This window comes from Marinifilum sp. JC120 (assembly GCA_004923195.1).
In the GTDB taxonomy this organism is placed as follows: Bacteria; Desulfobacterota; Desulfovibrionia; order Desulfovibrionales; family Desulfovibrionaceae; genus Maridesulfovibrio.
The window spans coordinates 212,292-227,955 of the sequence record RDSB01000004.1; the positions used below are offsets into that span (position 1 = coordinate 212,292).

General features: G+C 48.3%; 15 protein-coding genes and 1 riboswitch. Of the genes, 12 read left to right on the forward strand and 3 right to left on the reverse strand.

Translation table 11 applies throughout. From position 1 onward, the window contains the following. The first annotated feature begins 2 nt into the window (after positions 1-2). Positions 3-1,499, forward strand: a complete 1,497-nt coding sequence (locus D0S45_06230) for a sigma-54-dependent Fis family transcriptional regulator (GenBank protein ID TIH18150.1) — start codon at positions 3-5, stop codon at positions 1,497-1,499. A gap of 119 nt (positions 1,500-1,618) precedes the next feature. Then, the gene (locus D0S45_06235) at positions 1,619-1,798 is read left to right on the forward strand and encodes a hypothetical protein (protein ID TIH18151.1); all 180 of its coding nucleotides are present in this window, start codon (positions 1,619-1,621) and stop codon (positions 1,796-1,798) included. Here the strand turns inward: D0S45_06235 and D0S45_06240 are convergent. Both D0S45_06240 and D0S45_06245 read right to left on the reverse strand, forming a co-directional pair. Further along, positions 1,778-2,512, reverse strand: a complete 735-nt coding sequence (locus D0S45_06240) for a sulfite exporter TauE/SafE family protein (protein TIH18152.1) — start codon at positions 2,510-2,512, stop codon at positions 1,778-1,780. The genes D0S45_06235 and D0S45_06240 overlap by 21 nt on opposite strands. Before the next feature lie 6 nt (positions 2,513-2,518). Further along, positions 2,519-3,079 (reverse strand): DUF4125 family protein, encoded by a 561-nt coding sequence (locus tag D0S45_06245; GenBank protein ID TIH18153.1) that lies wholly within the window; start codon positions 3,077-3,079, stop codon positions 2,519-2,521. 644 nt (positions 3,080-3,723) lie between these two features. Here D0S45_06245 and D0S45_06250 point away from each other — a divergent pair. The 10 genes from D0S45_06250 (at position 3,724) to D0S45_06295 (ending at position 13,240) form a co-directional block, all read left to right on the forward strand. After that, positions 3,724-5,229 carry an APC family permease gene (locus D0S45_06250; GenBank protein TIH18154.1) on the forward strand — a complete coding sequence of 502 codons (1,506 nt, stop codon included), beginning with the start codon at positions 3,724-3,726 and terminating at the stop codon, positions 5,227-5,229. A 223-nt stretch (positions 5,230-5,452) separates the two neighbouring features. Then, a complete protein-coding gene (locus D0S45_06255; GenBank protein TIH18155.1) occupies positions 5,453-5,863 on the forward strand; it encodes a DNA-binding protein in 411 nt (136 codons plus the stop codon). A gap of 5 nt (positions 5,864-5,868) precedes the next feature. Next, positions 5,869-6,459 carry an ECF transporter S component gene (locus D0S45_06260; GenBank protein ID TIH18156.1) on the forward strand — a complete coding sequence of 197 codons (591 nt, stop codon included), beginning with the start codon at positions 5,869-5,871 and terminating at the stop codon, positions 6,457-6,459. Between the two features lie 21 nt (positions 6,460-6,480). Next, the gene (locus D0S45_06265) at positions 6,481-7,284 is read left to right on the forward strand and encodes an energy-coupling factor transporter transmembrane protein EcfT (protein TIH18157.1); all 804 of its coding nucleotides are present in this window, start codon (positions 6,481-6,483) and stop codon (positions 7,282-7,284) included. Then, on the forward strand, positions 7,271-8,137 hold the full coding sequence (locus tag D0S45_06270) for an ABC transporter ATP-binding protein (protein TIH18158.1): 867 nt from the start codon (positions 7,271-7,273) through the stop codon (positions 8,135-8,137). Before D0S45_06265 ends, D0S45_06270 begins: the two co-directional genes overlap by 14 nt. Then, positions 8,127-8,924 (forward strand): ABC transporter ATP-binding protein, encoded by a 798-nt coding sequence (locus D0S45_06275; protein TIH18159.1) that lies wholly within the window; start codon positions 8,127-8,129, stop codon positions 8,922-8,924. The genes D0S45_06270 and D0S45_06275 overlap by 11 nt, the downstream gene beginning before the upstream one ends. 42 nt (positions 8,925-8,966) lie before the next feature. Then, positions 8,967-9,431 carry a Cys-tRNA(Pro) deacylase gene (ybaK, locus tag D0S45_06280; GenBank protein TIH18160.1) on the forward strand — a complete coding sequence of 155 codons (465 nt, stop codon included), beginning with the start codon at positions 8,967-8,969 and terminating at the stop codon, positions 9,429-9,431. 184 nt (positions 9,432-9,615) lie between these two features. Further along, positions 9,616-10,347 (forward strand): sulfite exporter TauE/SafE family protein, encoded by a 732-nt coding sequence (locus tag D0S45_06285; GenBank protein ID TIH18161.1) that lies wholly within the window; start codon positions 9,616-9,618, stop codon positions 10,345-10,347. Positions 10,348-10,360: 13 nt separating this feature from the next. Further along, entirely contained in the window at positions 10,361-10,771 is a 411-nt protein-coding gene (locus D0S45_06290) for a MarR family transcriptional regulator (GenBank protein ID TIH18162.1), read from the forward strand. Between the two features lie 147 nt (positions 10,772-10,918). Then, positions 10,919-13,240 (forward strand): methyl-accepting chemotaxis protein, encoded by a 2,322-nt coding sequence (locus tag D0S45_06295; protein ID TIH18163.1) that lies wholly within the window; start codon positions 10,919-10,921, stop codon positions 13,238-13,240. Here D0S45_06295 and D0S45_06300 read toward each other — a convergent pair. Further along, the gene (locus D0S45_06300; GenBank protein TIH18164.1) at positions 13,237-14,964 is read right to left on the reverse strand and encodes a hypothetical protein; all 1,728 of its coding nucleotides are present in this window, start codon (positions 14,962-14,964) and stop codon (positions 13,237-13,239) included. The two genes, D0S45_06295 and D0S45_06300, sit on opposite strands and share 4 nt — an antisense overlap. Before the next feature lie 467 nt (positions 14,965-15,431). Then, a riboswitch (cobalamin riboswitch) is annotated at positions 15,432-15,590 on the forward strand. Positions 15,591-15,664: the final 74 nt, after the last annotated feature.

The window sequence follows — 15,664 nt, forward strand, 5'->3', positions numbered from 1 at the left end:
AAATGTATTTTAGCAAGGACAGATTTTTTAATGTCAGCCGTCGTAATGTGCTGACTCCCGAAATGATTGCCATCTGGGATGATCTGGGGGTGGGCGTGGCTGTGGTGGATGCTGAAGGGTATTGCGAGTATATGAATCCCATCCAGCGCAGGGCGGACGGTTTTACCCGTATTCATTTGGAAGGCCAGCACATCACCAAGCTGTATGTGCCCCACGAGCTGGAATGCATTCCCACTGTAGAATGTCTGCGTTTGAGTAAGCCTATTCTCAAAAAAAGTTATCTGTACAAGACCACCAATAATTATCTTGCCGGGACTGTTTCCGATTTTTTTCCTCTTTACAATCAAGGGCGCAAGGACGGGGTCATCGCTTTTACTCTCTGGACCGGATCGGTGCCTTTGGGTGATCCCAAGAGAAAGGCTCGTAAATCAGCCTCCCGTAACAATTCTTCCTACTATACGTTTGAGTCTCTTGTGGGGGAGGATGAATCCCTGCGCGAGGTTCTGGGTGAGGCCCGCACTGCCGCCAAATCCTCCTCGCATGTTATGATCTGGGGGGAGAGTGGCACAGGTAAGGAGGTTTTTGCACAGGCCATCCACATGGAAAGCGAGCGCAAGGATAAACCTTTCATTGCCGAGAACTGCGCGGCCATCCCGGAAAACCTGTTGGAAGCAATACTTTTCGGGACCTCTAAAGGGGCCTACACCGATGCCCCGGACAAGCCCGGCCTATTCGAAGAGGCCGACGGTGGGACCCTGCTGCTGGATGAGCTTAATTCCATGCCTCTGGGGTTGCAGGCCAAGCTTTTGCGTGTGTTGCAGGAAAAACGGGTTCGCCGTCTCGGTTCGCAAAAAGAAATTCCAGTAGATGTGCGGGTGGTCAGCATTCTTAACGAAGCTCCTCTCAATGCCGTGAGTCAGGGCATCCTGCGTAGCGATTTGTTTTATCGCCTTGCCGTGGTCGGCTTGGCAGTTCCTCCTTTACGTGAACGAAAGAAGGATATCTCGGTGCTGGCCCGGACTTTTATTGAACGCTCGGAGCAGAAAAGCGGGCTTGGTCTGATCGGGGTTGAACCGGATGTTGTACAGATGTTTTTTGATTACGATTGGCCCGGCAACGTGCGTGAGCTTTTGCACGTGATTGAAGGCAGCATGGCCCTTCTTGGGGATAGCTCTTCAATCAGCAGGGATAATTTGCCTCGTCATTTCAGGGAAGCCAGTGAGAACGCTTTTATCTCACCTGTTTCCGCGTCTGCCCCTACTCCCGCACCGCAAGCAGATGAATCTTTGCTCGGGAAAAACTTTTTTGATTACAGTCTTGTGCGGCGTAACGGTGTGGTGCCGCTTAAAAGTTGCGTACAGAAGTATGAAACCGAATGTATCCGCAATGTATTGCGTCTTACCGGAGGCAACGTCGCCAAGGCCGCCCGAATCATGCAAATCACCGGGGCTGGGCTGCGCTACAAGATTCAGCAGCTCGGAATCGAGGACGATTATTAAGGTGCCTCCGGCGGCTGGGGAAGGGGAAACTCTTGCAAGAGTTTCCCCTTCCCCAGACCCCATCCCCTTCAGAACCTTTTAGTATGCTTCGCATTTAGCGCGTTTAGGCGGTCTTTGAAATGAAGATTGGCGAAGCCCTAGTAAAAGTTTTTGGGATTCTTAAACCCTTTTTACAAAAAGGGTTTAAGCCCCCGGAGGGAAAATCTTTTAATCAAAAGCGCGATAGCGCATCAAGCCTTGCGCCTTGCGAGGCCGCCGGAGGCCTAATGGTGCACAATTTACATAAAAGATCGTACTAAACAGACTACTCCGGCCAGTGCGATTACGGTCATGAGAAGTTTACGAAATAAGTCCTGATTGATGTGCTTGATTACTGGGAAAGAGAGCAGTGTTCCGATGAGCGTGGCCGGGGCACCGTAGATGGCGTAATCGATCACTGTGGGGGTGATAAGTCCGGCTCCGGCTTGCAGAATGCAGGTGAAGCTGGCCCGGATAACGAAAAATACGCCAAGGGTGCCCAGAAAAACCCGTGGCTGCCAGCCCACGTATAGGCCGTAAGCCCCGATGGGCGGTCCATCGAAAGATATGGCTGTACCGAGCAGGCTGGCTCCGAACCCGGCGGCACTGCCCCGCGACCATGATTCCGGGTGCGTTTTTTCGACCTTGAAGGTCAGCTGCCAGTATACGTAATAGATGAGCAGCGCACCAACGGCTCCTTGCAGGATGGTGCTGGAGACAAAGGTCAGGATGTAAAGTCCGGCAAAGGCTCCGGGTACTGAGCCGACCAAGAGCGGCTTGAGTGCTGGAAAACGGCAATGGCGGAAATGCATGAGCGCGATACTGCCGTCCATGATGACGTTCAGCAGGCAGGCAAGGGGAACCAGTTCCTGCATGGGAATAAACATGGCCGCTGCCGGAACAGCGACCATGGCCCCGCCGATACCGCTGACCCCGGATACAAATCCGCCGATCAGCCAGAGCAGGAATACAAGGGTGTGAGGGGAATCAAACATGAAATTCTACTTTGTGGGGTTGGTTAGTGATTCTTCGCAATGGGCGAGGGATTCGTAGCCCAGCTTACGCATGAGGATTTCGTATCTTTCACGTACCAGATTTCCGCATTCCTGCTGCGTTTTGCGGGCGTAAGCAAGGTAAATGTTCAAGGTTTGGGAGGAATAAGTCTGCAACTCGCTGCCGAGGTAAAGACAGAAGGACTGGTGCCCGTCAGGCTGAACGGAACGCGGGAACTGGGCGGCAACTTCTTTGCGCCATTCGCTCTCCATGCGCACTATTTCGCTGATGGCCGGGGAATTGTTTTGTTTCGGGATGAGTCCTTCCATGAGCGCGTACTTTTCGGTCATGAGGTTGCGCTTGGCGGACGCAGCTTTTTCAAGGTCGTCCAGATACGATTCAAGGTATTCGTCCGGAAGAACGGAATGGGTCATGTGGCGCATGATGCGGAAAGAGTCCGGGCGTTCCTGACAAAGGGAGGTTCCGCCGCGGTTGTTGACCGCAAGGAACATATCAAGTTCCAACCCGATGATCTGTTCGATTAATTGTATGCGTTTTTCTTCGGTCATGGGAGTCTCCTTAATGAAAAAAGTAACGAGCTTCTGGTTTGCAAACCCGGTGCCTGATGGCGGTTTTCTGGTGATAAAAAAGTATGTTTTCAGGTATGATCCTGAATTGATTGTGTAAGTGGGCTGAAACGCCTTTGCGAGTGAGTAGTCGGTAGCTTCGGAGTGGGAGGGGTGTAGAGGAAAGAAGATTTTAACAAAAGAAAGAAAACTTTCGAAAAAGAATAAAATTTTAAATCGCGTTTATTGGTGCAGGTGATGGTTCATTTTTTTTAGTTAGTTATTTCTGAATATTAAGTCGATGGTGAAGAATTTCACGAATTGGCACCCTGTTTGCTTAAAATGGCGCAGTGGCTTTTGGTAGGGCTGCTGAATCAGGTAGATTGAAAGTGTATAGATAATCGTTCGCTCTTTGCAAAGAAGAGGAGGCCATGCCGCTTACGCGGGAATCATGGCGAAATGTGTCCGGTCAAGTTCGTCGTCCATGAAATATATATTTATTTGATGGGCGCAACACTAGTTCGCAGATCGGCACGCGGCAGAAGGCAGTTGCCGGGAATACCCGAGGAGGAGCAGCTGCCTAGGTTGGAGACCTTGAGGTTCAGGGGACGTCTGTCGTGAACTCATAAAAACAAAGAGATAATCTGATGGCACAAGAACAACTGGAATTAGAAAAATCAATGTCGCCCGCACAGGTGTGGGCACTGGCGCTCGGTTCAATCGTAGGTTGGGGATGTTTTGTTCTCCCCGGTGATATGTTTCTGCCGCAAGCCGGGGTCATGGGCACCCTGATCGGCTTCGGTGTAGGCGCTTTCCTTATTTGTTTTGTAGCAGTCTGCTACAGTTACATGATCAAGTACGCCCCTGTTGCAGGCGGCGCGTTTGCATATGCTTATGTCGGCTTTGGACCGACTGCGGCTTTTGTCTGCGGGTGGGCACTCGTGCTCGGGTACATAGCCATCATCGGCATCGACGTTGCCGCGCTGGCACTTATTTTCCGTTTTCTATTTCCGGGAGTCTTTGAATTCGGCCCCTTGTATTCCATTGCCGGATGGCAGGTTTATACGGGTGAAGTTATTCTTATGACCTCTGCGACCCTGCTTTTCGGTTGGATGAACTATCGCGGCAACAGCTTTGCGGGTAAGTTGCAGGTTGCACTGGCTTTCCTGCTGACTGTCGGTATTGTTTCCCTGTTTACGGGATCTGCTTCGCTTGAAACAGCCGAACTGGGTAACCTGCTTCCGCTTTTCGCTGAGCACCGTTCCGAGCTTTCCTGTGTACTGATTATTTTCGCTATTTCGCCCTTTCTCTTTGTTGGTTTTGATACTGTTCCGCAGGCAGCAGAGGAATTTACCTTTGATCCCGCCCGGGCACGTAACATTATGATCATTGCCATCCTTTGCGGTGTGGTTCTCTACTCTCTGGTCACTCTGGCTGTTGGTATTGCCATTCCTTATCCTGAAATGCTGGCCAAAATGGACGCCATGCGCGCTACCGGCGGTACTGCATGGGCAACCGGTGAAGTTGCGGCCATGGCTTTCGGTAAACTTGGTGCGGTTGTTCTGGCCTGCGCAGTCATGGGCGCGGTCTGCACCGGTATTAACGGTTTCTACATTGCTACTTCACGTCTGCTGCTGAGTATGGCTCGCGGTCGCATTTTGCCTGCATGGTTCGGTGATATTCATCCCAAGTACCGCACACCTCACAAAGCCCTTCTGTTCACCATGGCTATCGTCCTGCTTACTCCATTTGCCGGGCGTTCCGTTGTGGTTTGGATCGTGGACATGAGCTCCGTGGGTACCGGTATCGGTTACCTTTTCTCCTGCCTTGCTGCACGTCGTGTTCTGCTCGGTTCCGAGGGCGTTTCTGAGCGTTTTGTGAAGCATTTCTGCTGCGTCATGGGTATTTTTGCTTCTGTTATGTCCATTGTGCTTCTGCTGGTCCCCGGTTCCCCGGCCTATATCAGTGAAGCATCCCGCTGGTGCATGGTTACCTGGGTGGTCATGGGCGTGTTCTTTTACTTCTCCAGCAGAGGTGAATGGGCTAAGCTTCCTGAAGCAACCCTGCGTAAAAGCATTCTCGGCAGGGACGATATTCCGGTTTTCTTTAAAAGCCGTGAACCTAAGGGCCAGCCCCAGACTGCTTCTGAATAGTTAATATATATTCCAGACAGGATCTGTTTCCTGTCGTATTGATCTAAATGTCCTCGTCAGCATTGCTGGCGGGGACTTCTTGATTGTTGAGGGATGCATAGTTTTCCTGAATGCAAACTGAGATGATCTATTTCGAATACCGATTGGATGTATTATAAACATTGATGTATTTGTAACTCCTTTAAAGAAATGGTCAATCTTAAACTGGAATGGAGTAATTTGCATGGAGCCATTAGCCGTCAGGTTTAAGGCGGGACAGGATATCCTGTTTGAGCTGGAGCGAATTGCGCAGGAGCAAAAAATTGAAGCAGCCTGCGTGCTGACCTGCGTGGGCAGTCTTACTAGGGCGGTGCTCCGTTTTGCCAATCAGGAAGAGGCTACTGAGCTTAACGGTCATTTTGAGATAGTTTCTCTGACCGGAGTTCTTTCCTGTCATGGTTCCCATTTTCATATCGCCATTTCAGACAAAGAAGGAAAGACCACAGGTGCGCATCTGCTCCCCGGAAGCGAAGTCTACACAACCGCTGAAATTGTGTTGGCTGTTTTGCCCCGGCATTCTTTTCTCAGAACGTTTGACCCGCAGACAGGTTATCCGGAGCTTGAAATCAAATCTCTAACCAGTGACGAGGAGTGAGTGGGATGGGTGTAACAGAACAGTTTAAAAAGGATTTCAATACATTTACATGGGTGCTGATTTCAGTCGCCATTGTTCTTAACATTGCGGTGGGGCAACTTGTTTCCCTGCTTAAGCTGCCAATTTTTCTTGATTCCATCGGTACTGTGCTGGTCGGTGTTCTTGCCGGACCGTGGGCCGGTGGCATTGCCGGGCTGCTTACCAATCTTATCTGGGGTGTTATCTCTTCACCTGTGGCCGCAGCCTTTGCTCCCGTAGCCATGGTTATCGGTATTGTTGCCGGATTGTGCGCAAAGTTCGGGATGTTCAAGAACTGGTGGACCGCCATTCTTGCCGGTTTGATAATCACAGTTTTCAATTCCGTGGTCGCAGTACCCATCAGGCTTTACATGTTCGGTGGTATCACCGGAAGCGGTGCGGATTTTGCCATGGCTTATCTGCTTGCGCTCGGTAAGGATCTGTTCGGTTCGGTGGTGGTTACTGTGTTTACTGCCAATGTTATTGATAAGGTTGCCACTGCGGTGCTGGTCTGGGGTATTATCAAGGGACTCCCGGAGAAAGCTTCTGCCCGTTTTCCCCGCTTGGTCCGTGCTTAAGCGTGCTTAAAATAGCGGGATATTCCATTGCAAACAGCTGACCTTTCCCTGTTTATCAAGGGAGAATCGTGTCTCCATTCCGTTCACCCCCTCAGTAAGTTGACTTATGTGCTGCTGACGGGGGTGGCGGTTTATTGTGCGCCCGGCGGATATCTGCCTGCCGCAATCCTGTTGGGGATTAATCTTCTTCTGGCAGCAGTCTCCGGTATTCTTTTGCAGGTCTGGAAGTTTTCATGGCGAACCCTGTTGCCCCTTGCTCTGTTTATGATTCCTATTCATGGTTTTTTGAACCCGGACAATCATACTGTTCTGATCAGTTTTCACGGGGCGGGTTTGTATTTGGAAGGGCTGGTGTTTGCCGGAAGGGTGCTTCTGCAATTGGCAGCTGTTTTGAGCATCTCGCTGATATTTGTTTTTACAACCCATCCGGCAGATCTCATTACGTCTTTGACTCAGGCCGGGCTTTCTGCTTCTTTTGCCTATATTTTGGGTAGCCCTCTGCTGCTTCTTCCGGCCATGCGTGAGAGAGCTAAAACTATTCAGGATGCGCAACGGGCCAGAGGACTTGGCTCAGACGGCGGCGTCATAAAAAGGATTCGTTCCATGGCTCCACTCATTTCCCCTTTGATACTTGGAGCTTTTGCTGAAATTGAACAGCGGGCTATTGCTCTGGAATTACGCGGATTCAATTCAGCCCGTTCCAAAACCTCCTTGCGGGTTGTGCCGGACAGCGCAACACAGCGCGCAGTCCGTAAGCTGATGCTCTTGGTATGTATTCTGCTTTTTATCTATAAAATAGTACCTTACCAATATGTCTCTTATTGAAATTGAGAACTTTTCATATCGCTATGGCGCGTCTTCACCGCTGGTCCTGAACAAACTTAACCTGCGTATTGCCGGAGGGGAATTTGTAGCTGTGATCGGGCCCAATAATAGCGGCAAATCAACCCTCTGCAACGTACTGACCGGGGCGGTCCCTCAACTCTATCACGGTCTGTCCGAAGGACGTGTCCGGGTTTGCGGTAAAGATGCGGCTGAAACTCCGGTTTCAGAGCTTGCCGGATCAGTTGCATTTGTTATGCAGAATCCAAGGCAGCAGTTGTCCGGCATCCGCTTTACTGTGGCTGAGGAAGTGGCATTCAGTCTTGAAAACATGGGCTTGCCAAGGGAAAATATCCGGCAACATGTGGATAAGGCCCTTGCGTTGACCGGGATGTCATCTTTTGCGGATCGCTCCCCGCATCACCTTTCAGGCGGGCAGTTGCAGAAAGTGACTTTAGCCGCCGCTCTGGCTTGTAATACCCGGATCATTGTACTGGATGAGCCGACCACATTTCTTGATCCTCTGGCGGCAAAGCAGGTCTTTGAAATTTTGTTTCGTTTGCGGCAGAGCGGTAAAACCGTAGTGCTTGCAGAGCAGCGTCTGGATAATATCGCGCTTTGTGCAGACCGGGTAATTGCCTTGCATGAAGGTGAAATTGTTTTGGACGGTTTGCCAAACGAAGTCCTTGCTTCCCCTCTGCTTAAAGAAATCGGGCTTGATGTGACCCGGTTCAGCAAGGTAGCCGAGCTTGCAAAGGTTGCCGGATGCTGGCGCGAGGAGCAGGAATTGGCGTCAACTTTTGACGGTGTGCTGGAAGGTCTGATTCTCCTTGCGGAGGAATCTTATGGGAATTGAGGTTGATAATTTATTTTTCGGCTATGAGGCCGGGGAAGAAGTTCTAAAGGGAATTTCTTTTGAGTTTGCTGAGGGTGAGGTTGTAGCTTTGCTCGGTCATAACGGGTCGGGAAAAAGCACATTGGTTAAGCATTTTAACGGTCTTTTGTGTCCTTTGCGCGGTTCGGTAAAAGTTAACGGCGTTCTGAGTACCGATAAAAAAATATCAGAGCTGGCCGGCATGGTTTCCATGCTGTTTCAAAATCCTGATGATCAGATATGCAAATCCTCAGTTTGGGATGAAGTTGCTTTCGGTCCTGAGAATCTCGGATATGAACATGGTCGTATCAGAGAACTGGTGAAATATTATTTGTCCGCTTTTGGACTTTTTGAATTGAAGAAACGCAATCCTTACGATCTCGGGCTGAGTGAACGAAAGCGGCTGGCGATTGCTTCAACTTTGGCAATGGATACCGAAATTGTTGTTCTTGATGAACCTACCGCAGGGCTTGATCCAAGAGAAATTCATATGCTGGAAAGTGAACTGGAAAAGCTTCGTTCAGTAGGTAGAACCGTAGTTCTGATCAGTCATGACATGGATTTTGTGGCTGAGAATTGTTCACGGGCGGTCTGTTTACAAAATGGAATTAAGCAATTTGACGGATTGATCGGGGATCTTTTTGATAATTCAGCCCTTCTTGAACAATGCGGCCTGCTTGCGCCGCAGATTGTGCAGCTTGGTTCTCATTACGGCTTGCAATTGGATGAAATAAGTCCGCAGGGATTCATTAACAAAATTCTTAACTGAGCAGAGTTGCCAAGCCTCCCCTCTCTTGTGTAAAAAGACTTCATGACACCTGCAATCAACATAGCCAAGAAAAAGAAGATTAAATTCAAGGTCCACGAGTACGAACATGATCCTGCTGCTGAAGCCTACGGCAAGGAAGCAGCAGAGAAACTGGGCGTTGACCCGGAGCGTGTTTTCAAAACTTTGGTAGCCGGGAGCGGGCGCGATCTCTTCGTTGCCGTGATTCCGGTCATGAAGATGCTGGATCTTAAACAGCTTGCCAAGGCCGTGAAGGTTAAGAAAATCAGTATGGCTGATGTGAAGTTGGTGGAGCGCACCACCGGATACGTTGTTGGCGGGGTCAGCCCGCTGGGTCAGAAGAAGCTTTTGCCCACGGTTATTGATGCTTCCGCAGAAAATTTCGAAACTATTTATGTCAGTGGTGGTAAACGCGGACTGGATATCGAATTGAGTCCGCAGGATCTTGCGGGCTTGCTGCAAGGATCTTTTGTTGAAATAGCACGTTAGTTTTCTTTTTGTTTGCTGGATTTCGTTGCCGCATTTTCCCATATAGAGTGAGCACATAGGCCCGTCGATTGATTTCGCCGGGCTTTTTTATTTTGTTTAGCAAATAGTTTGACAATCAAATTAAATATACATTAGGAGTCTTGAAACACGATTAATTTGATAGTCAAACTATATGGAGTTCAAAATGGATTTTGATTCAGTATTTCTGGTAGCCATGCAGTCCAGCCTTTTTTTGGGACTTATCCACGGGATCAATCCCTGCGGTCATTCTTGGCTGGTACTGGCCCCGTTTGTTTATGGAGAGAAGAACGGAAAACGGGTTTTCTCATTGACCAGCGCGTTTATTCTGGGAACGACTTTGGCTTGTCTTATAATCGGGCTGACATTGGGGTCCATCTCATTGACCATCCCGGATTCACTTACCTATGTGGTGGATATCGTGACCATGGGCATTCTGGTGCTTCTGGGCGGCATCCTGATTATGAAGCCTGAGTTATTGCACAATCATGACCATTCTCACGACCATGACCACGACCATTCTCACGATCACGCACATCATGACCATAGTCACGGGCACAGCGGTGGGTGTTCATGCAGTCACGGGAAATCCACTCTGCGTAGCGTGACCTTCTGGGGGCTGTTTTCCATCGGGTTTGTGAACATGATTGTGCCTTGCCCTACTGTAGCGATAATGTATAAATACGCTCTTGATTCCGGCAGCGTGTTCAAAGGTACTGCGGTTTTTGCCAGCTATGCCTTTGGGACCGGAGTAGCTCTTGCGGCGGTGATTTATGCTATTTACAAGGCCGCATCATTTGTGCGAACCCTTGAGCAGGATTGGGTGGAGCCGCTGGTCATGCGTACTGCCGGGGTTATGACCATCGGTTTTGCTGTTTACAGCTACACGAATTTATAAAGTGGAGGTCTTTGTGCTGGAGAAGCTCAACCATGCCATAATTGAGTTTTATGAAAAGCTTTCTTCGTGGGAGCATGATGTGGTCCGCGAGAAAGGGCTGACTTTGCCTCAGATGCACACTCTTGAAGTGCTGGGCATCCACAAGGCCATGCGCATGAAAGAGCTGGCCCAGCGTATGGGCATTACCACGGGGACTCTGACTGTACTTGTTGATCGTCTTGAGGATAAGGGTTTTGTTTGCCGAAAGCCTCATCAGACCGACCGCCGTTCCATTCTTGTGGAATTAACAGAAACTGGACAGGAAATGTACGGGGAGCATGACCGCTTGCATCTGCGATTGACCGAAGAGCTGACCGCAGAATTTTCTGATGAAGAGCGGGGTATGATGCTTGTATTTATTCAGAAGATGAACGGGATGTTTTAGTTTTGAACAAATAATAAACATCTGTGGAAAATTTTTGTTCCTAATATCAGTCCCGCAATTTTATTATCGCGGGACTTTTTTTGTCGAAAATAACCGTATTTTTATTTTAATGCCCGATTTTGATTGAAAAGCATTCTCATTTTCACTATGTCAGCTGAAAGTGTTTCGGTTGAAGTCAATTATATTTTGAGTATGAGAATGAGAGTCGTTTTAATTAAAGAGAGACGGGGAATGAAATATACATTTAAGTTATCGCATAAAATTGTAGCAGGCATGCTGGTCTTCTTGTTTTGTGCTTTGTGTCTTGGCGGAGTTTCCATATTCACCCTGCGGGAATTGACCGACAAAATGGAGTCCCGCAACAGCATTGATGAGATCATCAGTATCGGTGTGCGGGCGCAGTCGGAGGCTCTTGATTGGCTGACCCATCGGGAAGAGCTCTCCATGAAAGATGGTGGTTCAAAACCGGAAGTCTTGAAGAATTACGCTGAGATGACCCGCCTCATGAATGACGAAGTGGACGCAATCATAAGCACAGGGACTGATGATCAGATGATTGCATCCCTTGATGCATTGAAGAGGTCATTCAATTCTTTTGACCGCAGTTTTACGGTATTTCAGGGGCAGTTTAACGATGGCGTAGATCTTGTCAAAAGATTACGTGGAATTTCGGTGGAAATTCTCGGGCAGGCTCTTTCGCTGCAAAAAAGCATTGCTCGTTCTGCCAGAAAGCAAACTAAACAGATTGATGTTCTTCAGGAGCAGGCTCTTTCTTTGCCAGATGGTCAGGGCGGCGGTGAGCTTGCCCGCACTCTTGCCAGTTCCATTGACGGACTGGATGAGTTGACTGCCAAGCGGCATGTTGCTGCAATCCTGCTCAATAAGCCTCTGGGCTTTCAAGAGATGGCTAAGGATTTCATCCTTTATAAAGATGCTGCCAGTGGCTCAGGGCTTATTGTTGATATTGAAAAGTTGATGGGAATTGATCCGGATTCAACCATGGGTGCCTCATATCCTCAGTTTGAGCCTTTATTTTCCAAGGGTCGCGAAGCCAAGTTGTTCGGGCGGATAGTTGCTCTGACCGGGGAATACCTTGAAGCCTTCAAGACTTATTACAGCACCAGCCTTGAGATGAAAAAATCCATGCAGTCCATGGAAGCCGCCCGTGAAAAACTCATGAAATTAGAGGATTCCATCCGTGCGGCGCAGGTTGAAAGTTATAATTTGCTCCAGCAGAAGGCAGTTTATGTGGTGACCGTTTTGGGTGCTGTTGTGGCATTGATCGGATTGGTGCTTATCCTGCTCAGCCGGGTGGTGATAATTAAGCCATTACGCCGTATTATAAGTGAGATTTCCCTGACCAGTAGTAGCTTAGCTGCCGGTAAAGGAGACCTTACGCATCGCATTAATCAAAGTGGTAACGGGGAGTTGGGAGATCTTGCCGGAGCTTATAATGGTTTGATGCATGTGCTTGAAGAAGACAAAGGAAAGGTGGAGGAAGCTACTGCTGTTGCCGAGCGAGAAGCTCAGTCTGCGCGCGAAGCCTTGAAAGGGTTGAGCGAGGCCCAGAAGGAAGCTGAAGACGGACGCAGACAGGGCGTACTAGATGTGGTGCTCAATCTTGAGCAGATTGTCAGCGGACTTTCAAACGCTTCCGATGACATCAGCAGCCATGTGGACGAGTCGAGTATACGTGCCCGTGAGCAACAGAGCAATCTTTCCGAATCTACCTCCGCCCTCGATCAGATGACCAGTTCCATTCAGGACGTGGCCCGCAGTTGCTCTGATGCTGTTGTCGGGGCCGGAGAAGCCATGGAAACAGCCAACAAAGGGGCTGCAATGACCGGGGAAGCCATTAGTTCCATTTTTAGTGTCAAGGAACAGAGCGAGCAACTCAAAGATAATCTTAATGATATGAACGTGAAGGTTGAAGATATCGGGCGGATTATGTCCGTGGTCAGCGATATTGCCGATCAGACGAATTTGTTGGCTTTGAATGCCGCCATTGAAGCGGCCCGTGCCGGAGATGCCGGACGCGGTTTTGCCGTGGTGGCTGATGAAGTGCGCAAATTGGCTGAAAAGACTATGGACGCCACCAAGGATGTGGGACTCGTGGTCGAGGCTATTCAGGAAAGTTCCCGTACTAACGTTCAGTCCATGGAAGAAGCGGCAAAGTCTGTGCTGGACAGTACCCGTCTGGCTGAACAGGCCGGGGAAGCTCTTGAGGAGATCGTCAGTCTTGTGGGCGGTGTAACCGGACAGGTCCAGAATATTTCCGCTGCTGCGGAAGAGCAGTCCGTGTCCTCCGATCAGATTAATTCATCTTCCAAGAATATTAACCAGATGGCGAAGATGACCACCCAGTCCATGGACGAAACTCGTGAATCTGCCGAGGATCTTTCCGGTCTGGCTGCAGAGCTCCGCGCGCTTATTGATGGATTGCGCGATGAATGCCGGAGTTCGGCTTAGTTCATAAACTTTCGTCTGAACATCAGTACGGCCGCAATGATTCCCATAAATATCCATTCAACGGAGAAATCGGCATTAGGATTTAGGACACATCCTGTATTCGCGACACTACTTAGGCCAACGGGGTCGGTAATTTTGCCCAGTGTGCTGTCTTCATCATAATTGCCGTTATCGCGAATAACAAAATATACATAGTAGTTGTCACCGAGAGTAGTGGTGTCAGTGGGGGCCATATGACTTCCGCTGGAATTGGTCAGCCACCAAGATCCATCAACATCATATTCGGGACCGGATGCAGCGTAGGTTCTGTAGTTGGCTGAGCTTCCTGTGCTGTCGTAAAATTTGATCAGTCTCAGGTTTAATATTGTAGATGTGGGAATGGCAGTTGAATTGAATTTGAAGGTTGCACATCCGCCATTTACGTTGATGCTGGCGTTGAATGCTCTAACGGAAGATATTATGCTGTGGTCCTGTAATGAATATTTTGAGTTAAGCTCTTCTTCAGTCATTGTTTTTGCACAGCAGTTTTTTACTCTGACGGTAACTCCTGAAGCCTGAGTCGGGCTGGCTTGTGCTTCATAACCAATTTTTCTTCCTACGTTTTTGTAACTGCCGCGAAATTTTGGCCATGGAGAGTCTGCCAAACCACCGGAGCTTCCTTCTATTGCATAGACTTTGTGATCCATACTGCCGATATAAATAGTGCCGTCAGCTCCAATTGCCGAGGATGCACTTTTAATTGAATCGGAGCAAAGGAACTCCCATTTTTTTGTTCCGTCCGGGTTTATTGCATATAGTTTTTTATCAAATGATCCGACATAAATGGTTTCATCTGCGTCGATAGAGGGAGAAGAGCGTACTATATCACCAGTGACAAACTCCCATTTTTTTGTTCCATCCGGATTTATGGCATAGAGTTTATAGTCATATGATCCCACATAAATTATCCCAGCTGTGCTGACAGCAGGAGATGAGCGTATTTTCTCGCCTGTGAGAAATTCCCATTTTTTAGTGCCGTCTGGGTTTATTGCATACAATTTCTTATCATCTGATCCTACGTAAATAGTTCCGTCAGCTCCGATAGCAGGAGAAGATAGGACGAAATTACCAGTGAGGAATTCCCACTTTTTTGTACCGTCTGGGTTTATTGCATAGAGATTTTTGTCATGTGAACCCACATAAATAATTCCTTCTTTGTTGATTGCGGGAGATGTAAATACGTCTCCAGTTGTAACAAATTCCCATTTTTTCGTACCGTCCGGGTTTATGGCGTAAAGCCTATCGTCCATTGATCCTACATAGACGATCCCGTCGCTGTCGATGGCGGGCGAAGAATAAATATCATTCCCTGTGGAGAATTCCCATTTTTTCGTACCGTCAGGGTTTATGGCATATAATATGTTGTCATTTGACCCGACGTAAATGGTTCCGTCATTATCTAAAGCTGGTGAGGAGTATATATCCCTTGTTGCGAGGAACTCCCATTTTTTTGTACCATCGGAATTTATGGCGTAGAGTGTTTTGTCATTATCCCCAACATAGATTGTTCCGTCGGCACCAATAGCCGGGTTGGCTGATATGCTGTCATTAGCTAAAAATTCCCATTTCTTATCTCCTGGGGCGGCGATTGAAAAAGAAGAGCATATTAATACGAAACAAATAGAAAGGAGGAAAATCAGGAATCGTTCATCTGTGATAGGTCGGATGTATATAGTTGGCTTCATTTGTGCCTTCTTTTATATATAGAAGTTAGATTTTTTATAACTCAAGTAATGAGGACTCACTATCAGTGCTATTTTGTTTTGTCTATACCCATATTGATAAAATTTATTGTGGTTATAGGAGGGGGAGGAGGAGATAGTATTATGTTGGTCTGTAGAAGGGAAAAACATATGCCTAAATACGAGACTGTATTATTAATAAAATGGAGAGTTGCTCTTTTTTACGATGCAGAGAAATAGGTTTATCTTTGAGTCGATGTTTTGAGCTTTTGGGATTGCAGTTATGGACGCTTTTGTTAGATTTTTTTGCCTCTAAATCAGCTCTTTAAATAGTTTTGAACATCAAATGAACAATTGTGGAAAACTGCTGTTCAACACGTTTTATGCCAAGCCCCTCAAGGGCTGACGGGGCATTGCATAAGAAAAAGTCTAGAGAGTCTTGACCGGATTTTTTAGTCTGGTAGACTGCTTCAGTCGTCAGCACTTCAGGAGTTCGTTTCTGCTTTCTGAGCATTTGAAAACGGACAAGACGGGAACCCGGTTTGAATCCGGGGCGGTCCTGCCGCTGTCAGGGATGCATTCTGTGCGTATCCCGAGCCAGCATCCCGACCTGAGGTTGAATCAAACTGACCGGAATTTTTGTTCTGACATTCTTTCCGGTTTCAAAAGTCCTGTGGGATGTGCCTTCCGGGCCTCCTGCGAA